Consider the following 19,603-nt stretch of genomic DNA (forward strand, 5'->3'; position numbering starts at 1 on the left):
AAGAGGTGTGGTAGTCTCATTCTACATGCATCAGGTGGGCTCTGCCCTTCCCGCGGATCGGATGCGCCCTGCGAACGGATCCAGATCTATAGCGCCGGTTGCAATCTGTCCAGAGCTCAGGCCGGCTCGTATCGCACATAGGCGAAGGAATCACCATCCGGTGACCAGTTCGGCACGTTGATCGATCCCTGCCCGCCGAAGAGCTCGAACAGCGTCGTGATATTGCCGCCATCCATGTCCATCAGCCGCATCCGAACACTGAGATCGCGCGGATGATCGAAGACATCGGGATCGTAGGAGATCAGCACGACCTTGTCGTTCTTAGGCGATGGATGCGCGAACCAGTTGCCGTAATTGTCGTGGGTCACCTGCTGCAGGCCGGTGCCGTCCGGATGGATGCGCCAGATCTGCATCAGGCCGGTACGGCTCGAATTGAAATAGATCCATTGCCCGTCGGCGGAGAAATCCGGCCCGTCATTGCGGCCCTCGCCATGCGTCAGGCGCGTCTCTTGGCCGCCATCGATCGAGATCGTATAGATATCGAAGATGTCGTTGCGGATGCCGCAATAGGAAAAACGCTGTCCATCCGGCGACCATCCGTGCCAGTAGGACGGCAGATTGGTCGTGACCTGCCTCGGCGTGCCGCCCTCGGCCGGCAGAACATAGATGCAGGACTTGCCATGCTCGGTCTTGTCGGAAATGGCAATCAACGAGCCGTCAGGCGAAATCCCGTGGTCGTTGTTGCACCGCGTTGCAAAGCCGGTATCGACGCGGACAACGTCACCGCTGCCATCCAGCGGCAATCGATAAAGCAATCCGTCGCCGTTCAGCAGCAGATAGCGTCCGTCGGGCGCATAGTTGGGCGCCTCGACAAGCTCGTCCGTCTGCCAGACGACGCGATTTTCACCCGTGCGGATGTTGTAGATCTCGACCGAGCTGCGCATTCATCCTCTTCCTGTGCCAGCGTGCGATCAGCGATCGCGGAACCGGTTGGTGATCGGATAGCGGCGATCGCGACCGAAATTCTTCTTGGTGATCTTCACGCCCGGCGCCGACTGGCGGCGCTTGTATTCCGCGAGATAGAGCAGGTGTTCGACGCGATGCACGGTCGCGACATCATGGCCGCGCGCCACGATCTCCTCGACCGACATTTCCTTTTCCACGAGGCATTCGAGGATATCGTCAAGCACCGGATAGGGCGGAAGCGAATCCTGGTCGGTCTGGTTCGGCCTCAGCTCGGCGGAAGGCGCCTTGTCGATGATGTTGTAAGGGATAACCTCACCTGACGGACCGAGCGCACCCGGCGGCACATGCAGGTTGCGCCAGCGCGACAGCGCATAGACCTGCATCTTGTAAAGATCCTTGATCGGGTTGAAGCCGCCGTTCATGTCGCCATAGAGCGTGGCGTAGCCAACGGACATTTCCGACTTGTTGCCTGTCGTCACCACCATCGAACCGAACTTGTTGGAGATCGCCATCAGAATGGTGCCGCGGGCGCGGCTCTGCAGGTTTTCCTCCGTAATGCCGCTTTCTGTGCCTTCGAAGAGATCGGACAGAGCCGAGGTGAAGCCGGTGACGGGATCCTCGATCGGCACGATATCGTAACGGCAGCCAAGCGCCCTGGCGCAATCGGCCGCATCCTTCAAGGAATCCTGCGAGGTATAGCGATAGGGCAGCATGACGGTGCGCACGCGCTCCTCGCCCAATGCATCGACGGCAATCGCGGCACAGATCGCCGAGTCGATGCCACCGGAGAGGCCGAGCACGACCGACTTGAAGCCGTTCTTGTTCACATAGTCGCGGAAACCCAGCAGGCAGGCGCGATAATCGGCCTCCTCGCCTTCCGGGATATGCGCCATCGGACCTTCGGCGCAATGCCAGCCATCGCCATTCTTCTTCCAGGTGGTGACCGCCAGGGCAGTTTCGAACTGACTCATCTGGAAAGCCAGGGTCTTGTCTGCGTTGAAACCGAAGCTTGCGCCATCGAAAACCAGCTCATCCTGGCCGCCGAGCTGAGCGGCATAGATCATCGGCAGGCCCGTCTCGATAACCTGCTTCAGCACCACCTGATGACGCACATCGACCTTGCCGCGATAATAGGGCGAACCGTTCGGCGACAGAAGGATTTCCGCACCGCTCTCAGCCAGTGTCTCGCAGACGCCGAGCTCGCCCCATATATCCTCGCAGATCGGGATACCCAGCCGCACGCCGCGGAAATTGACCGGCCCTGGCATGGCACCTTGGTCGAAGACACGCTTTTCATCGAACTCGCCATAATTGGGCAGGTCTACCTTGTCACGGACCGCGATTACCTTCCCGCCGTCGAGCACGGCAATCGAATTGTAGCGGCCGGTTTCGTCCTGCCGGGGAAAGCCGATGATCACGCCCGGTCCGCCGTCGGCGGTATCTGCAGCGAGAGCTTCCACTGCTTTCCAGCAGGCGCGGATGAAGGCCGGCTTCAGCACGAGATCTTCCGGCGGATAGCCGGAAATGAACAACTCCGTCAGCAGGACGATCTGCGCGCCTTCGCGCGCCGCTTCGGCGCGTGCCTCGCGCGCCTTGGCGAGATTGCCGGAGACGTCACCGACCGTCGGATTGAGCTGCGCGACGGCGATGCGGATGGTGTGGGTGATCGGGCTTTGCTCTGTCATGCCATACATTTAGCGATGGCATCCTCCTTCCGCAACCGACTTCCGCCGCCCGCAGGCATCAAAGATCGCGAAACGCGCATAGGCCGTGTTCCTACACGGAAAAATACTAAGCCTGCCTTGCAGTTCATCCGTCGTTCATGACAGAAGCATGACAATTATATGAAGAGCTTTTAGCATTTGGAGACGGCATTGGTCGCACTGGTCATTGAGTCCGCCCTCGCGGGCAGGCTTGCCCTTTTCCAGAAGATCGGCGCAGCGAGACAAAAGTCCGCAGCTCTGCGCCTGCTTCTGAGCCTCCTGCTGACCCTGCTTTTCTCCTTATCCCTCGTCGTGGCAGTCGAATGGATCGCACGCGGCGAGCTTACGCCGGTCTGGCCTTATCTCATGTCGCCGTCCCGCCCCGGCCTCGCCACGATCGGCCTCGTCATGCTGGCGATGCTGATCCTCGATGCTCTTGCCGGGCGCGCGCATTTGTCGGCCCTGGTCGTCACGCCTCTGCTGCTCGTTCCCGCCTTGATCTCCAGCCAGAAGCAGCACTTTCTATCCGATCCGCTCTATCCGTCCGATTTCCTGTTTGCCCGGCAGATTGTGGAGCTTATGCCCGTCATGGTGCGTGATCGTCCCTGGGCCGCCGTGGGGCTTGGCATCGGCATCGTCGTCGGCCTGGCTGCCACAGCCCTGCTCGGGCGCTATGTCTGGAAGCACGCGGCCGCACTTTCCCGTCGGGAGCGCATGGGGCGGCTTTCGGTCTGCCTGCCATTTGCGGCGCTGTTTGTCTCGCAGATGGATCCGACGCAATATTCCTTCATCCGGGAAAAACTGGGTATCATTCCGATCGTCTGGGATCAGACCGAAAACTATAATCACAATGGCTTCATCATCGCCTTCGCGCTCAACCTGCCGATGGCCGACGTCAAGTCACCGGTCGGTTACGGACCCAATGCGATCGATGCGATACCGGCGCGGAACTACGGCTATCTTTCCGGCCCGCGCGAAAAGCCCGACGTCATCATGCTGATGAGCGAGTCCCTTTGGGATCCGACCCGACTTTCCAACGTCACCTTCACGCCCGATCCGATGCCGACCATCCGCGCCAGACAATCGGGCAATGTCTTCTCGCCGGAATTCGGCGGCATGACTGCCAATGTCGAGTTCGAAGCACTGACGGGCTTTTCCAACGCCTTCCTCCCCTATGGCAGCATTCCCTATCAGCAATATGTGCGCCGGCCGCTGCCGTCGCTTGCCACCTTCTTCCGCGGCGAAGGCTATACGGCACGCGCGCTTCATCCCTTCAGCGGCTGGTTCTGGAATCGCAACGAGGTCTATCGCGCCTTCGGCTTCGAGGAGTTCCACACCGAGGAAACCCTGCCGACCATGGACAAGCGCGGCATGTTCGCCGCCGACGATTCCCTTATGAAGGAGATCATGCGCGAGGGAGACGCGGCCTTTCGCAGTCACCTTGCAGGGACATGGGCCTTACGAAGCCAACCGCTATGCTGAGAATACCGTCCATATCGACGGCAATCTGAGCGAAGACGACCGCGAAACGCTCGCCACCTATGCACAGGGCGTGCGTGAAGCCGATGGCAGCCTGAAAATGCTGATGGACTGGGCCGAAAGACGCAACCGCGAAACCATCATCGTTCTCTGGGGCGATCATCTGCCGCCGCTCGGCAATGTCTATCCGAACACAGGCTACATGCCGCAGGTGGTGGCAGCCCGGAAAGCTCCGCTCGATGTCATGAGGAAGGAACACGAGACGCCGCTGGTCATCTGGTCGAGCAAGAAGGGCCTCCGTGCGGACATCGGCACCATCAGTCCGTCGCAGCTCCCCTACCAGCTGTTGAAAACGGCGGGTTACGAGCATCCTTTCTACACGGGCTTCCTCGGCCGCGTTCAGAAGAAATACAGCATCGTCGACCGCTACCAACTGGCTACACGCGACAATCAGGCTTTCCCCGATTGGGCGCGCAAGGAGCAGGATATCGATCCGATCATACGCGAGTACCGCTATCTGCAATTCGACATGATGTTCGGCCGGCAGCAGGGTTTGGAACGCTTCTTCCCATCACATGCGCAACTGATCGGCCAAGAGAACAGCTAGACCTATTGTTGATTAAAGCTCTTCCGTCGTTGCATTTTTGCATGTTGGTCGAATAGTTGCGTTCAACGCCATTCAGGATGCCGGAGCTTGCCATGCACAGCCTGCCTAATTTCATTCATCTGCATTTCGACAAGACGGCCGACGAGCTCGGTGACATCGAAAAGCGCGTTCTCAAGAAGGCGCATGAACGAAAAATCATATCCACCGATATCAACGCGGCCCTCTCGGCGGAAGCGTCCACGGGGCAGCGCCTGGCGGACGGCATTGCCCGTGTCGGCGGCTCCTGGTCCTTTATCATCGCCTTTCTGGTGTTCCTGGCGTTCTGGTGCATCGTCAACACCATTGTTCTCGCCACGCGGGCCTTCGACCCCTACCCCTTCATCTTCCTGAACCTCGTCCTCTCCATGCTCGCCGCCATCCAGGCGCCGATCATCATGATGTCGCAGAACCGCCAAGCCGAACGCGACCGCTTCGAAGCCGCCAAGGACTATGAAGTCAATCTCAAGGCGGAACTGGAAGTGCTATCCTTGCATCAGAAGATCGATATGCATGTGCTGACGGAGCTTGCGGTCGTGCGCGAAGACATCGCCAAGCTGAGCAAGCTGGTTGCCGAAAAAAGCGGAATCTGAGGTCAATCGGACGGGCCGGCCGTCAGCAATCCGGGCCGCCCCTGCCGATACTGCGGCAGTCCATCGCCGATCTCGTAATAATCGCCCTTGTCGGCGCAGTAGATGTGATAGGCCAGCTTCAGATCGCTCGGCTGATCGAACAGCCCTGCCATGATCGATATTTCGTCGACGTCATCCGCCGCCCAAAACAGGGCCGAGCCGCAGGTCTTGCAGAAGCCGCGGCGGGCGAATGTGCTGGCGCGATACCAGGTGATCGCGTCTTCTCCTTCGATCGTAAGGTTGGCGATCGGCACGTTGGTGGCGGCATAATAAAGCCCGGTCTGCTTGCGGCACTGCGAACAATGGCAGGCCACCACCTCACGCAATTCGCCGCGTGTTTTGAAACGCACGCCGCCGCAAAGACAGGCTCCGCTGTGTTCGTCTGTCATGGTCGCTCCTCTTTTTCGAGAAGCCTTCCCGAGAACGATCTTCGGGTCAATCTCAAAGAAATGAAGCGTCATTCAACCGAATTGATCCGCCGGCCACAAAAGCAGACAGGCCGGCGATAGGCCGGCCCGTCTGATGAATATCGGCCCTGCGTTCGCTCAGCCGTGCGCGCGCATGCGCTTTTCGTCACGGCCGCCCTTCATCCGCTCGGCGAGCAGGAAGGCAAGCTCGAGCGCCTGGTCGGCATTGAGGCGCGGGTCGCAATGCGTATGGTAGCGATCCTGCAGGTCTTCGGCGCCGACAGCGCGGGCGCCACCCGTGCATTCGGTCACGTCCTTGCCGGTCATCTCGATATGGATGCCGCCCGGATGCGTGCCCTCGGCGCGATGGATCTGGAAGAAGCTTTCGACTTCCGACAGGATGCGCTCGAACGGACGCGTCTTGTAATTGTTGAGCGTGATCGTGTTGCCGTGCATCGGATCGCAGGACCAGACGACCTTGCGGCCTTCCCTCTCGACAGCGCGAATGAGGCGCGGCAGGTTGTCGGCAACCTTGTCGTGGCCGAAACGGCAGATCAGCGTCAGGCGACCGGCTTCGTTCTGCGGGTTCAGGATGTCGATCAGATTAAGCAGATCGTCCGCCTGCAGCGAAGGACCGCATTTCAGACCGATCGGGTTCTTGATGCCGCGGAAATACTCGACATGGGCGTGGTCGGCCTGGCGCGTACGATCGCCGATCCAGAGCATGTGGCCCGAGGTCGCATACCAGTCGCCGGTCGTGGAATCGACACGCGTGAACGCTTCTTCATAGCCGAGCAGCAGCGCCTCGTGGCTGGTGAAGAAATCGGTTTCGCGCAGGCTCGCATTGCTCTCGGCGGTGATGCCGATCGCGCGCATGAAATCCATGGTCTCGCCGATGCGATCGGCGAGCTTGCGGTAACGCTCGCCCTGCGGGCTGTCCTTGACGAAGCCGAGCATCCATTTCTGCACGTTTTCCAGGTTGGCATAACCGCCCATGGCGAAAGCGCGCAGCAGGTTCAGCGTCGCGGCAGACTGGCGGTAAGCCATCAACTGACGTTCCGGATTGGGAATGCGCGCTTCTTCGGTGAAGTCGATGCCGTTGATGATGTCGCCGCGATAGCTCGGCAGCGAAACGCCGTTCTGCGTTTCGATGTTCGAAGACCGCGGCTTGGCGAACTGGCCGGCGATGCGGCCGACCTTGACGACCGGCAGCTGCGCGCCGAACGTCAGCACGACAGCCATCTGCAGGAAGGCGCGGAAGAAGTCGCGGATCGTATCGGCGCCGTGCTCCGCAAAGCTTTCGGCACAATCGCCGCCCTGCAGCAGAAAACCGTTGCCCTCTGCGACATTGGCAAGATGTGCCTTCAAACGACGAGCTTCACCGGCAAAAACGAGCGGAGGATAGCTTGCAAGCTGCGCTTCCGTGTCTGCAAGCGCTGCCTTGTCCGGAAAATCCGGCACCTGCTGGATCGGTTTCTGCCGCCAACTGTTCGGTGTCCAATTCTGTGCCATCTCACTCACCTGCTTGTGCGCCCGGTCTCCGCCGGGCGTGCCGTCGTCGTAAATAACGCGCGCTTATAAACCTTTGCCGCCCCCTTGCATAGGCAGGCAAACTACTGTGCTGATCTTTTGTGGTGCAGCCGATATTTGCGTGAAAACGGGCGCGTTACACGCACTCGCCGTTGCGAATGCGATAGCTCGGCGAATACATCGTCACCAATTCTTCCGCCGCCGTCGGATGCACGGCCATGGTGCGGTCGAAATCATCCTTGGTGCAGCCGGCCTTTATGGGAATGCCAAGAAGCTGCGCCATCTCGCCGGCATCGTGGCCGAGAATGTGCGCGCCAATCACCTTGCGGTCGGCGGCATTGACGATCAGTTTCATGATCATCTTCTCGCTGCGGCCCGAAAGCGTCGCCTTCATCGGCCGGAACTGCGCGCGGTAGACTTCCAGTTCCGGATAACGCTTTGCGGCGTCTTCCTCTGTCAGGCCGACCGTGCCGATCTCCGGCTGCGAAAAGACCGCCGTCGGGATCAGCTCGTGATCCGGGCGGGTGGGATTGTTCTTGTAGACGGTCTCGATGAAGCACATGGCCTCGTGGATCGCCACGGGTGTCAGCTGTACCCGGTCGGTGACGTCGCCGAGCGCATAAATATTCGCAACGGAAGTACGCGAATATTCGTCGACGATAACGGCGCCCTGCTCGTTGATCGCGACGCCAGCAGCCTCAAGCCCAAGATTTTCGGTATTCGGCGTACGGCCGAGCGCCAGCATGACAGTATCGACCGTCAGGAGCTTATCGTTCTTCGTCCGAACGCTGAGCCTGCCCTCTGCCTTCTCGACGTTCTCGATGATGTCATGGCAGAGAATGCGGATGCCCTTTTCCTCCATCGCCTCGTGAAGACCCTTGCGCAGGTCCTGATCGAAGCGCGAAAGGATCTCGGCACCGCGATAGATCAATGTCGTCTCGACGCCGAGACCATGGAAGATATTGGCAAACTCGACGGCGATATAGCCGCCGCCGGCAATCAGGATCGACTTCGGCAATTCTTTGAGATGGAAAGCCTCGTTGGAGGAGATGCAAAGCTCATGCCCCGGCAGGGCGGTATGCAGGTTCGGCCGGCCGCCGGTGGCGATGACGATGGTTTCCGCAGTGACGGTCTGGCCGGTCTTCAAAAGCTTGATCGTATGAGCGTCCACCAGCTCGGCGCGGGTATCGAAGATTTCGGCCTTGGCGTTGTCGAGCCCCTTGCGATAAAGCCCCTCAAGCCGCGCGATCTCCTTGTCCTTCGCCTCGATCAGCTTCTTCCAGTCGAATGTGCTTTCGCCGACCGTCCAGCCGAAACCGGCCGCATCCTCAAAATGCTCGCTATATTGCGAGGCGTAGACGAACAGCTTTTTCGGCACGCAGCCGCGAATGACGCAGGTGCCGCCGTAGCGGTATTCCTCGGCAATACCGACCTTCTTGCCCAACGAGGCCGCGACGCGCGCACTGCGCACGCCGCCGGAGCCGCCGCCAATCACGAAAAGGTCGAAATCAAACGAAGGCATCGGTGGCTCCAGTCGAAATGAACATGCGCAAAAGCATCATTGAGGGTTCGCACTCATATAGGGAGCCGCGATACAAAAAGAAAAGCCCGGATCTCGCCCGGGCTTCGAATTTGCAATTGTCAACCGATCATTCCGACAACGCAAGACGTCGCGCCGAAAATGGCCGGGCAAGAATTTCTGCTTACTGCTTCGGCGCGGGCTGCGCTGCGGCGGCACCGGCGTCCGGGGCTGCGACGGGCTGCTTGACGACCTTTTGCAGAGCGTCGTTGCTCTGCTTTGCGAGATCGCGCGAAATGCCCTGGCTCCAGATGTCGGCCGCCTTGTAAAGCTCGCGGGTGGCGAGCGGACCATCCTTGAGAAGCTTCTTGCCGGCCGGCGAATTGTAGAAATCGGCAATCGCCTTGAGCTCGTCGGCAGAGAAGGCCTTGGCGTAGGTGACCGCCGCTTCGCGCTCGAGATCGGCACGACGCGGAGCAAGCGCCAGAGCGGTCGCGTCGACGGTCGAGTTGATCGCATCACCGAAATTCGGGTTTGCCTGGATCATCGTGCTCTTCAGCTGCTCAGCGAGATTAGGCAGAATATTATCGAACTGGTTGGTGATGCCGAGAGCGTTGATCGCAGCGCGCGCAGCCTTGATCTGATCTTCGGAGACTTCCTGAGCGTTCACGGAACCGAAGGCAATGCCCGAAAGAAGGATGGTTGCAGCGGCAAGACGGCCAAGACCCGCAAGTTTGATCATGAGATGAGTGCTCCTATGTATTGTTCGCCTGCAACGTACGCGCACCGGCAGGGCCGGCAATGATCGCTAATGTCGCCATATGGATAAAGAGCCCGTGTTCGACAACGCCGGGAATCGAATAGAGCTCGCTCGACAGCGCCTCTGCATCAGGAATGCGGCCGAAAGATGCATCAACGATGTAATGCCCCCCATCGGTGACAAAGAGGCTGTCGCCCGAGCGGCGCATGTTGAGAGCGCCGGAGAGCCCAAGACGCGAGGCCGCCTTCTCGATGAGGATGCGAGTGGAAACGAGACCGAAAGGATTGACCTCGATCGGCAACGGAAAGGCCCCGAGCGTCTCGACGACCTTGCTTTGATCCGCGATGACGATCATGCGGGCCGAGGAAGCAGCAACGATCTTCTCTCGCAGCAGCGCGCCGCCGCCGCCCTTGATCAGCGTCAGCGCGCCATCCAGCTCATCGGCCCCATCGATGGTCAGATCAAGTTCCGGAAGCTCGTCCAGCGATTTTAACGGTACACCGAGCTCGTTGCAGAGCTTGGCGGTCCTTTCAGACGTCGGAACGCCCTCAATCGAGAGGCCAGCCGCGACCTTTTCCGCGAGAAGGCGAACGAATTCCTCCGCCGTGGTGCCGGTGCCGATCCCGAGCCGCATGCCACTTTCGACATGAGCGAGTGCAGCTCTCGCAGCCTCGATTTTCATCTGGCGGGCGTCCATGCGCCACCTGCTCCCATTGTTACGTTGGTCTGCTGTTTACACGGCTCTCCAGCCAAACGAAAGCCAAAATAACGGCATGATATAGAAATCCCCGCCCCCTCTTCATCGGGGCTTCGGGGGTGCTTCGGTTGCAATTGCCCGCGCGATCTTTTAACTCCGAAAGACGCACTCTTTTCTCTGCAAAGGCCGATTCCTCGTGAAATCCCCCCTTGTCGTATTCGATCTCGACGGCACGCTGCTGGACACGCATGCGGACCTTATCGTCAGCCTGAACCATACGATTGCCGCGCTCGAGCTTCCGCCGGTCAGCTACGACGACGTGACGCATCTTGTCGGCAATGGTGCGCAGGTGATGATCGAGCGGGCCTGCAAGCTGCACGGCTATGCGCTGACGTCGGAAGAATTGCCGGCTCTGCTGCAGCGCTTCATAACCCATTATTCCGAGACGATGCCCGGCGTCACCCAGCCCTATCCCGGGCTTCTGGCCGCGCTTACGACGCTGCGGAACAAAGGCTACAAGCTGGCCGTCTGCACCAACAAGATGGAATCGCTGGCGCGCACGCTTCTCGACCGGCTCGAACTCACCCAATACTTCGAGGCTATCACCGGCGGGGACACCTTCACCGTGCGCAAACCGCATGCCGAACATCTGATCGGCACCGTAGAGCGCGCCGGCGGCGATATCGGCCGAACGGTCATGATCGGCGACAGCATCAACGATATCCTCGTTGCCCGCAACGCCGGCGTACCTTCGGTCGCCGTCCCCTTCGGCTATTCCGACGTGGGCGTAGAAACGCTCGGCCCGAACCGCATCATCTATCACTATGACGAGCTAACGCCGGAACTGGTCGAGGGATTGCTGGCGGCCTGAAAATACCAAAATCCCTGTTGGTTCGGATGGCGTGGTTGTAATGGGCCTTGCGCGATTCCCGCGCTTGCGCCACAACCTATCGACGTTCTGCGATCAGCATCGCGGCCGCGCGAGGAAAACGATCCCTGCGCGATGTTGTCGAGGCGGGACGATCACTCGATAGCGGAGCGCTCCCCCTTGCTCGTAGCAGATCCCGAAGACCGTAATGCCGGTAGATTGCCAAGCCGCAGAGGGTGGTTTGCTCCTATTGTCCGAACGCTGATCATCTGCGCTGCACTATGCGCAGGTATTTGGTTCTACATCTACGGCGACCGTATTATCGGGTACGTCGAGACGGAAACCGGAGCTGGTGCCAAACCCGATCCTGCTCTGACCGCGGTCTATGAGCATTTCGACATCCCGCCTTTGCCGAACATTGTTGCAGGCAGGCCTGCGATGGCAGCCGATCTCGATATGTTGCGGCGAGAGCATTGTGATTGGAATGCGGTCTACAAATTCGCAGACGAGCTGGCAAAGCAGGGCTATCGCCGCGAAGCGGCCAAGGTCTTCATTGCCTTTTCCAACAAATGCAAACCGTCGAATATCGCCTTGAGCTCAGCCGCCCAAATTCTGGACGATCTCAGCGACTTCGACGAAGCGCTGAAAGTCTCGAACCAGGTGATAGCAATGTCACCGGGAATGCCCGATTTCTATTTCCAGCGTGCGCGAATTCGCCAAAATGCCAAGAAATATCGCGACGCCATCGATGACTACTATTCGGTTATCGGCCTTACCGACAATATCGCGATACTGAATAGCGCCGTATTCGAGGGAATCTCCGCCAGCTACCGCGAGCTTGGTGAATATTGCGAGGCGATCGGACCGCTGCAGCCTTGGGTTTCCACCAATCCCGACCGTAACGACACAGCGGTCGTGCGTGGGATCATTAAGCTCTATGAAACCATGGGCAAATGCGCCTCGACTTATGCCACCGGCAGCGATCGATTTCCGACGCAGGGCAAGAACGTCATTCTTGCCAAGGTCTCGGTCAACGGTACGGAGGGCATGTTCATCGTCGACACCGGCGCAAGCTTCGTGGCGGTGAGCAAAACCTTTGCCGCACGAGCCAAGCTGCCGGTCGACGGCAACAATGGAATATCTCTTCAAACGGCAAACGGCGTTTCTCAAGCCACGCGCACAACGGCGACTACCGTGAAGGTCGGGCACGTCCAGGCTAGCGATATTACGGCCGTGGTTCTCGACGACAACGCAGCGCTCGGCCCTGAAGTCGACGGGCTGCTCGGTCGTTCCTTCCTCTCGCGCTTCGACGTCACCTTCGGCAGCCGGGAGTGGCGGATCGAGGCAAAGAATTGAACTGAATTATCCGCTGACGCCGCGTGACATTCTCATATGACAGGCAAGAAAAAGGGCGGCCTCGACGGGCCGCCCTTTGCGTATTTCCTGATCGAACCGAAGCTCAGATCTGAGCGGTGCGTGCCTTTGAGGTCGCATCGAGCGCCTTCAGCGTTGCCGCGTCGCGATCGTAGACATCGTTGAAATACTGGATGACACCGTCCTTGTTCGGCCAGGCGGTGAAGTAGGCGATGTAGATCGGGAATTTCTGCGGCACGGGAACGGCCTTGTTCTGGCCGGTTGCGATCTGCTTGGCAACGTCATCGACCGTGGTGTTCAGCACGGCCGCTGCCATTGCGCGCGGATCGGCAAGGCGGACACAGCCATGGCTGAGCGCGCGCATATCCTTCTTGAAGAAGCTCTTCTGTGGCGTATCGTGCATATAGATCGCATGCGAATTCGGGAAAAGGATCTTCAGCTCGCCCAGCGCGTTGTCGCTGCTCGGCGGCTGGCGAACCGAGATGCTCTTGGTCGAACCGTACCAGTCGACGCTCGATGATGCGACGGCGCGGCCGCCGACTTCGACTTGATAGCCCATACGATCGAGATAGTTCGGATCAGAACGCAGCTTCGGCAGCATCTCGTTGATGATGATCGACTGCGGAACACCCCAGAAAGGATTGAACTCGACCGTCTGCACCTGATTTTCGAAGAAGAAGGTCTGGTGCTGCTTGCTGCCGACGACGACGCGCATCGACAGCTGTTCCTGGTTATTGTTGTGGTAATAGACCATGAACGCCGGCTGGTTGATGAAGACGTAGCGCGGTCCGAGTTCGGCCGGCAGCCAACGCAGCTGCTCCATGGCCACGACCAGCTTCTGGATCTTCGTATCGTTGTTCTCTCCAACCATCGCCCGGACGGAGGATGGACCGATCACGCCGTCAGCTGTCAGCCCTTTTTCCCTCTGAAAGTCTTCAACCAGCGACACGAGCTCTGGCGTGTAATCAGGCGTACCCAGATAGGCGGCGAAAAGATCGGCATGGGCAGTCTTCAGTGACTCCGATCCGCGATGCTCGATCGCCTTGACGATATTGGCCATTTCCGGCGAATTGCCGCCCGGCTTCAGGATACCAGTCAGGGAAATGGAAATGTGGCTGCCGTCCGCTCCCGATTCGGCGCGCAGCTTTGCAAGCTCCGTCTTCAACAACTGGAACTGCTGGCTGGACGGGCTACGGCTGTTGAGATAGGCGGCAGCATCGGGGCTGGCGCGCAATACATCGAGCATAGCCGCCAGGTTGACGTCCTTGCGCTTGAAGTCGTGATAGCCGGAGATCTTGTTCGGGTCGAGACGACCGCGAACCGTATCCTGGACGAACATCAGCACCTTGCTGGAGAGCGTGAGCTCGAACTGCATGAGAGCCCGATCACGCAGCACCGGATCGGCATTCGCGGCATTGTCGCCGGGCAGCGTCACCGCATAGTCGGCGGGATCGAGGCCGACGGAACCGGCGTCGGCAAGAACCGCCATCGCGGCCTTCGCCTTGTCGCTGACACCGTGATCGGCAACCCAGAGAAGCGGTTTGCTCTGATCGGCATAATAGGATTCGATCGCCTTGGCGATATCATTCGTCGCCATGACGCGCGCATCGGAAAGATACCGACGCTGCGAAATCTCGGTATCGACCGCTGCCGGCGTCGGGGAGGCATCGGCGACCGCGCCCGTTACCATCGGGTCGGCAAAATGCGTGGTCGAAACCAGACGCATCGCATCTGCCTTGTAGGTATAGTATTTCGGCGCATCGACCGTCGGCAACGGCTGTTTTACCCGCGGAGGCTGATCGGGATCCAGCGTCTGCATCGGATTGACGGGAACCGGCGCCGAAACCTGCGTGCTCTGCTGGCGCCCCTGGCCGCCACGGATGAAATCCATGAGGGTCATCGCGTTCGCGGAGGTTACGCCGATGGAGGAAAGGCAACAGGAAAGAGCCAGGACGGATGCTGTGGCTTTGGTGGCAAGTTTCATTCTCTAATCGGGTCCCTGTATCGTGCGGTAACTTCGAGCCTGGCGGGCTGTTTTCAACTCGGCCGCGATGTCTAAAGACATCGTATACCCACTAGAATGAAAACGGCGAGACCCGCCTTTCGTTCAATGCCTCAACTTCGCTTTACGAAGCAGCGGCGTTTTCCGTGGTTCAGTTCACACAAAATTATGAAATTATTGGTTAATCTTTTATTGAAATTTCCCGGGCTTTTTAAGCGTCGGAAAATGCAATCCTGCGAATATATGGAGAGCGTGTTAAAAAGGGCACGCCGGCGCACGAGAAAAACATGACTAAACGGATCATGAAATAGTGCTTTGATATTTTCATAGGCGCCGTTCGGGCCTATATGGCTGCTATCTGTCTCAATGGAAAGCAGGACCAGTAACATGACGTCCACCCGCACAGAAACCGATACCTTCGGCCCGATCGAGGTTGCCAGCGACCGCTATTGGGGCGCGCAGGCGCAGCGCTCACTCGGTAATTTCAAGATCGGCTGGGAAAAGCAGCCGCTGTCGGTCGTCCGCGCGCTCGGCATCGTCAAGCAGGCGGCGGCGCGCGCCAACATGGAACTCGGTCAGCTCGATCCGACGCTCGGCAAGACCATTGTCGCCGCCGCGCAGGAGGTCATCGACGGCAAGCTCAACGATCATTTTCCACTGGTCGTCTGGCAGACCGGCTCGGGCACGCAGTCGAACATGAATGCCAATGAGGTGATTTCAAACCGTGCGATCGAAATGCTCGGCGGCGTCATGGGCTCGAAGAAGCCGGTGCATCCGAACGATCACGTCAATATGAGCCAGTCGTCCAACGACACCTATCCGACGGCCATGCACATCGCCTGCGCCGAGCAGATCGTCCATCACCTGCTGCCGGCGCTCAGACATCTGCATGAGGCCCTGGAAAAGAAGGTCGCCGACTTCGCCCATATCATCAAGATCGGCCGCACCCACACGCAGGATGCAACGCCGCTGACGCTCGGCCAGGAGTTTTCCGGCTATGCCGCGCAGGTCGCCTCCTCCATCAAGCGCATCGAGCTGACACTGCCGGGTCTTTGCGAACTCGCCCAGGGCGGCACGGCGGTGGGAACCGGCCTCAATGCGCCGATCGGCTTTGCCGAGAAGGTTGCTGACGAGATCGCCAAAATCACCGGCCTGCCCTTCGTTACCGCTCCGAACAAGTTCGAGGCGCTGGCAGCCCATGATTCGATGGTCTTCAGCCACGGCGCTATCAATGCGGCGGCAGCCGCGCTCTTCAAGATCGCCAACGACATCCGCCTGCTTGGCTCCGGCCCGCGCTCCGGTCTCGGCGAACTGGCGCTGCCGGAAAACGAGCCAGGTTCGTCGATCATGCCGGGCAAGGTCAACCCGACCCAGTGCGAGGCGCTGACGCAGGTTTGCATCCACATCTTCGGCAACAACGCCGCCCTCACCTTTGCCGGCAGCCAGGGCCATTTCGAGCTCAACGTCTATAATCCGATGATGGCCTACAACTTCCTGCAGTCAGTGCAGTTGCTCGGCGACGCAGCCGTCTCCTTCACCGACAATTGCGTCGTCGGCATCGAGGCGCGCGAGGACAACATCAAGGCCGGTCTCGAACGTTCGCTGATGCTGGTAACGGCGCTCGCCCCGAAGATCGGCTACGATAACGCAGCCAAGATCGCCAAGACGGCGCATAAGAACGGCACGACCCTGAAGGAAGAGGCGCTGGCAAGCGGACTGGTTTCCTCGGAAGAGTACGACGCTATCGTCCGGCCAGAGACGATGATCGGGCCAAAGTGATATCACTGGACGGTGATCGTCCGGGCATGTTCTCCGATGTTGCAGCCATGTGCATGGCCCCTCACCCCGCATCGCGGGGAGAGAGAGCTGATCATGCGACATCAGCAGCCTTATTAATAGGTGCCGCAAACACAGAATAGGTCCCCTCACCCCGCATCGCGGGGAGAGGACTAGGGTGAGGGGCCGGGCACGAGGCTTAGCCATCGGAAGACCCACCTGACCTGAGTATGCCCAATCAACGAACCCCACTTTGAAGTTTCGACTTATCAGCCAAACAATTGCTTTTGCCTCAAGCGGGATTTAGATCGTTTCCAAACATCTTCCCCGCCATCCGGCTTGAAAGGTTTCCCAAATGGCTGACGATCTGTTTCCCCTCGGTGACGACACGACCCCCTATCGCAAGATTTCCGGCGATTACGTTTCCGTCGACACCTTCAAAGGCCAGGAAGTCCTGACCGTCGACCCCGAGGGCATCCGCTTGCTGGCTGAAACCGCTTTTGCCGACATCAACCACCTGTTGCGCCCCGGCCACCTGAAGCAGCTCGCCTCGATCCTCGAAGATCCCGAGGCTACCGATAACGACCGCTTCGTCGCTTATGATCTGCTGAAGAATGCCAATATTGCCGCCGGCGGCGTGCTTCCGATGTGCCAGGACACGGGCACCGCCATCATCATGGGCAAGAAAGGCCGCCGCGTCTGGACCGAGGGCGGCGACAGCGCAGCGCTCGCCAAGGGCGTGCTCGATGCCTACGAGAAGAAGAACCTGCGCTATTCGCAGCTCGCGCCGATCAAGATGTTCGAGGAAAAGAACACCAAGAACAATCTGCCGGCGCAAATCGATATCTATGAGGAAGGCACCGACGCCTACGAATTCCTCTTCGTCGCAAAAGGCGGCGGTTCGGCCAACAAGACCTTCCTCTATCAGGGCACGCCGTCGCTGCTCACCCATGACCGCATGCTGGATTTCCTGAAAGAGAAGATCCTGACGCTCGGCACGGCAGCCTGCCCGCCCTACCATCTCGCCATCGTCATCGGCGGCACCTCGGCCGAGATGAACCTGAAGACGGTCAAGCTCGCCTCGACGCGCTATCTCGACTGTCTTCCCACGGAAGGCTCCGAAAGCGGGCATGCCTTCCGGGATATCGAAATGGAGAAGGAAATCCATAAGCTGACGCAGAGCCTCGGCGTCGGCGCCCAGTTCGGCGGCAAGTATTTCTGCCATGATGTCCGCGTCATCCGCCTGCCCCGCCATGGCGCCTCGTTGCCGATCGGCCTTGGCGTTTCCTGCTCCGCCGACCGCCAGGCCAAGGGCAAGATCACGCGCGACGGCATCTTCATCGAGCAACTCGAGACCGATCCCTCCAAATACATGCCTGAGATCGACGAGGCGAAGCTTTCCGAATCGATGGTCCGCGTCGACCTCAACCGGCCGATGGCGGATATTCTGGCCGAACTGTCGCAGCATCCGGTCAAAACGCGCCTCTCGCTCACCGGCACGATCATCGTGGCGCGCGACCTGGCGCATGCCAAGATCCGCGAACGCCTGGAAAAGGGCCAGGGCATGCCGGACTACCTCAAGAACCACCCGGTCTATTACGCCGGCCCGGCCAAGACGCCCGCCGGCTACGCCTCCGGTTCCTTCGGCCCGACGACGGCCGGTCGCATGGACAGCTATGTCGACCAGTTCCAGTCCTTCGGCGGCTCCATGGTGATGCTCGCCAAGGGCAACCGCTCGCGCGCCGTACGCGAAGCCTGCAAGACGCATGGCGGTTTCTATCTCGGCTCGATCGGCGGTCCGGCCGCCCGCCTCGCTCAGGATTGCATCAAAAAGGTCGAAGTTCTGGAGTATCCCGAACTTGGCATGGAAGCCGTCTGGAAGATCGAGGTGGAGGATTTCCCGGCCTTCATCGTCATCGATGACAAGGGCAACGACTTCTTCCAGGAACTCAACCTGGGGTAAATATTCCGGCTCATTATTGCCCGACTCGGACGAAGGCGCTGACAGCGCCTTCGTATGTAAAAATATACTTTAATTGTAATACTTTTGAATAAAACTTTACGGGCCGACAATTTCTCATTATCAAGACCTTAATATTTTTTCAAAGATTCTTTGTATAAGTAAAAAAGGGATTTAACCAATACATGTTACGGAGCTCACGATGAGTACGGCGATTGCGCCAAAGGCGCATAATCCCGACGTGGCGGGGCAGATTACCTATGCCATGCGATCCATGGGCATCGCACCTATTCCGCGTAATTACGAGCTTTTCTATGAAGCCTATATCGGCTCCAATCCCGCTCTCACGCGTGCATTGGCGGCACTCGGCAGCAGCGCCACCCAGGAGGAACTGGATGCGATCGGAGCCAAGTATTTTCCGCATCACGCGAGCCGTGTTTTCGATGACGCACATGCCCGCCTGACCATCGGGCTCGATACGGTCCTGCGCGCATTGCGGCAGGAGCAGGCTACGCTTCAGAGCTACAACCGCCTGCTCGGCGAAACCTATGACAACATAAGCTCGAGAAGCCACAACAGCGCCGAACTGCTGCGGGGCGCTATCGACATGCTGACGGCTGCGACCGGCGATACCATGGCGCAGGGCGAAAAAACGGTGGAGAACGTCGTCCAGCGCAGCCAGGAAATGGATCAGGTTCGCAAGGAGCTGGATGAATACAAGCGCATTGCCAATACCGATGCACTGACCCGCCTCGCCAATCGGCGCGCTTTCGAGGATCGCCTGGCCTCCATCTTCGACAATCGACTGACAAGGCCCACCACGGCGCTGGTGCTGGCCGATATCGATCATTTCAAGCGGATCAACGATACGTTCGGCCACCCGGTCGGTGACAAGATCCTTGCGACCGTCGCATCTGTCATCCGCGCCAGTGCCCGGCGTGACATTTTCGTGGCCCGCGTCGGCGGCGAGGAATTCGCCCTCATTCTGGAAGCCACCACTATCGAGGAAGTCGCCACGGTCTGCGAACGGATCCGCCATACGCTCGAGACGACGCCGTTCAAAAATTCGCGAACACGGGTCGATTACGGTCCAATTACGCTGTCGCTCGGCGCCTGCATGGCCTCCGAAGCTGTCGATTCCGGTGAACTATACAACAAGGCCGATCTGGCGCTCTATTGTGCCAAGAATGCCGGCCGCAACTGCTGCAGCATCTATCAGGAAGGCATGCAGAAGGACTTCACCAAAAGTTGGCTCATCTACAAGAATTAGAAGCACAACCAACCGAC

At 59.2% G+C, this 19,603-nt stretch carries 14 protein-coding genes and 1 pseudogene; 7 read left to right on the top strand and 8 right to left on the bottom strand.

Translation table 11 applies throughout. The features are described 5' to 3' along the window. Positions 1–116: 116 nt before the first annotated feature. Positions 117–944 carry a PD40 domain-containing protein gene (locus FHT84_RS04625; RefSeq protein ID WP_169645072.1) on the bottom strand — a complete coding sequence of 276 codons (828 nt, stop codon included), beginning with the start codon at positions 942–944 and terminating at the stop codon, positions 117–119. Between the two features lie 27 nt (positions 945–971). Beyond that, positions 972–2,651, bottom strand: coding sequence for an NAD+ synthase (locus tag FHT84_RS04630; RefSeq protein ID WP_169645103.1), 1,680 nt, complete (start codon positions 2,649–2,651; stop codon positions 972–974). 246 nt (positions 2,652–2,897) lie between these two features. On the opposite strand from FHT84_RS04630, the pseudogene FHT84_RS04635 reads away from it, so the two are divergent. After that, a pseudogene (locus FHT84_RS04635) lies at positions 2,898–4,755 on the top strand (LTA synthase family protein). A 92-nt stretch (positions 4,756–4,847) separates the two neighbouring features. Then, on the top strand, positions 4,848–5,384 hold the full coding sequence (locus tag FHT84_RS04640) for a DUF1003 domain-containing protein (RefSeq protein ID WP_112340027.1): 537 nt from the start codon (positions 4,848–4,850) through the stop codon (positions 5,382–5,384). Positions 5,385–5,386: 2 nt separating this feature from the next. Here FHT84_RS04640 and FHT84_RS04645 read toward each other — a convergent pair whose 3' ends face one another. The 5 genes from FHT84_RS04645 to rpiA form a co-directional block, all read right to left on the bottom strand. Next, entirely contained in the window at positions 5,387–5,812 is a 426-nt protein-coding gene (locus tag FHT84_RS04645; protein WP_112340008.1) for a GFA family protein, read from the bottom strand. 156 nt (positions 5,813–5,968) lie between these two features. Continuing rightward, the gene (locus FHT84_RS04650) at positions 5,969–7,342 is read right to left on the bottom strand and encodes a 3-deoxy-7-phosphoheptulonate synthase class II (RefSeq protein ID WP_169645071.1); all 1,374 of its coding nucleotides are present in this window, start codon (positions 7,340–7,342) and stop codon (positions 5,969–5,971) included. Between the two features lie 154 nt (positions 7,343–7,496). Continuing rightward, positions 7,497–8,882, bottom strand: a complete 1,386-nt coding sequence (gene gor, locus FHT84_RS04655; RefSeq protein ID WP_169645070.1) for a glutathione-disulfide reductase — start codon at positions 8,880–8,882, stop codon at positions 7,497–7,499. 181 nt (positions 8,883–9,063) lie between these two features. Then, positions 9,064–9,621 (bottom strand): DUF2059 domain-containing protein, encoded by a 558-nt coding sequence (locus FHT84_RS04660; RefSeq protein ID WP_112340011.1) that lies wholly within the window; start codon positions 9,619–9,621, stop codon positions 9,064–9,066. 13 nt (positions 9,622–9,634) lie between these two features. Continuing rightward, positions 9,635–10,336 carry a ribose-5-phosphate isomerase RpiA gene (gene rpiA / locus FHT84_RS04665; protein ID WP_169645069.1) on the bottom strand — a complete coding sequence of 234 codons (702 nt, stop codon included), beginning with the start codon at positions 10,334–10,336 and terminating at the stop codon, positions 9,635–9,637. Between the two features lie 196 nt (positions 10,337–10,532). Here rpiA and FHT84_RS04670 point away from each other — a divergent pair, with 196 nt between their 5' ends. Both FHT84_RS04670 and FHT84_RS04675 read left to right on the top strand, forming a co-directional pair. After that, a complete protein-coding gene (locus FHT84_RS04670; protein WP_112340013.1) occupies positions 10,533–11,207 on the top strand; it encodes an HAD family hydrolase in 675 nt (224 codons plus the stop codon). Between the two features lie 435 nt (positions 11,208–11,642). Then, positions 11,643–12,560: a TIGR02281 family clan AA aspartic protease gene (locus tag FHT84_RS04675; protein ID WP_169645068.1), complete on the top strand. Its 918-nt coding sequence runs from the start codon at positions 11,643–11,645 to the stop codon at positions 12,558–12,560. 103 nt (positions 12,561–12,663) lie between these two features. Here the strand turns inward: FHT84_RS04675 and FHT84_RS04680 are convergent, their stop codons facing one another. After that, positions 12,664–14,562: a L,D-transpeptidase family protein gene (locus FHT84_RS04680; protein ID WP_113249243.1), complete on the bottom strand. Its 1,899-nt coding sequence runs from the start codon at positions 14,560–14,562 to the stop codon at positions 12,664–12,666. Between the two features lie 405 nt (positions 14,563–14,967). Between FHT84_RS04680 and fumC the strand changes: the two genes are divergently transcribed. From fumC to FHT84_RS04695, 3 genes are all read left to right on the top strand, one after another. Further along, positions 14,968–16,359 carry a class II fumarate hydratase gene (fumC, locus tag FHT84_RS04685; RefSeq protein ID WP_113249244.1) on the top strand — a complete coding sequence of 464 codons (1,392 nt, stop codon included), beginning with the start codon at positions 14,968–14,970 and terminating at the stop codon, positions 16,357–16,359. 352 nt (positions 16,360–16,711) lie between these two features. Next, entirely contained in the window at positions 16,712–18,319 is a 1,608-nt protein-coding gene (locus tag FHT84_RS04690) for a fumarate hydratase (RefSeq protein ID WP_113249245.1), read from the top strand. Positions 18,320–18,518: 199 nt separating this feature from the next. After that, positions 18,519–19,586 (top strand): GGDEF domain-containing protein, encoded by a 1,068-nt coding sequence (locus FHT84_RS04695; RefSeq protein ID WP_113249246.1) that lies wholly within the window; start codon positions 18,519–18,521, stop codon positions 19,584–19,586. Positions 19,587–19,603: the final 17 nt, after the last annotated feature.

Source organism: Rhizobium sp. BK289, from assembly GCF_014193575.1.
Classification (GTDB): Bacteria; Pseudomonadota; Alphaproteobacteria; order Rhizobiales; family Rhizobiaceae; genus Rhizobium; species Rhizobium tropici_C.

Coding starts and splice junctions, on each gene's coding strand:
- FHT84_RS04660 (WP_112340011.1), bottom strand. CDS start 9,621: ATGATCAAACTTGCGGGTCTTGGCCGTCTTGCCGCTGCAACCATCCTT.
- FHT84_RS04695 (WP_113249246.1), top strand. CDS start 18,519: ATGAGTACGGCGATTGCGCCAAAGGCGCATAATCCCGACGTGGCGGGG.
- FHT84_RS04630 (WP_169645103.1), bottom strand. CDS start 2,651: ATGACAGAGCAAAGCCCGATCACCCACACCATCCGCATCGCCGTCGCG.
- FHT84_RS04640 (WP_112340027.1), top strand. CDS start 4,848: ATGCACAGCCTGCCTAATTTCATTCATCTGCATTTCGACAAGACGGCC.
- rpiA (WP_169645069.1), bottom strand. CDS start 10,336: ATGGACGCCCGCCAGATGAAAATCGAGGCTGCGAGAGCTGCACTCGCT.
- gor (WP_169645070.1), bottom strand. CDS start 8,882: ATGCCTTCGTTTGATTTCGACCTTTTCGTGATTGGCGGCGGCTCCGGC.
- FHT84_RS04680 (WP_113249243.1), bottom strand. CDS start 14,562: ATGAAACTTGCCACCAAAGCCACAGCATCCGTCCTGGCTCTTTCCTGT.
- FHT84_RS04650 (WP_169645071.1), bottom strand. CDS start 7,342: ATGGCACAGAATTGGACACCGAACAGTTGGCGGCAGAAACCGATCCAG.
- FHT84_RS04625 (WP_169645072.1), bottom strand. CDS start 944: ATGCGCAGCTCGGTCGAGATCTACAACATCCGCACGGGTGAAAATCGC.
- FHT84_RS04675 (WP_169645068.1), top strand. CDS start 11,643: ATGGCAGCCGATCTCGATATGTTGCGGCGAGAGCATTGTGATTGGAAT.
- FHT84_RS04690 (WP_113249245.1), top strand. CDS start 16,712: ATGGCTGACGATCTGTTTCCCCTCGGTGACGACACGACCCCCTATCGC.
- fumC (WP_113249244.1), top strand. CDS start 14,968: ATGACGTCCACCCGCACAGAAACCGATACCTTCGGCCCGATCGAGGTT.
- FHT84_RS04645 (WP_112340008.1), bottom strand. CDS start 5,812: ATGACAGACGAACACAGCGGAGCCTGTCTTTGCGGCGGCGTGCGTTTC.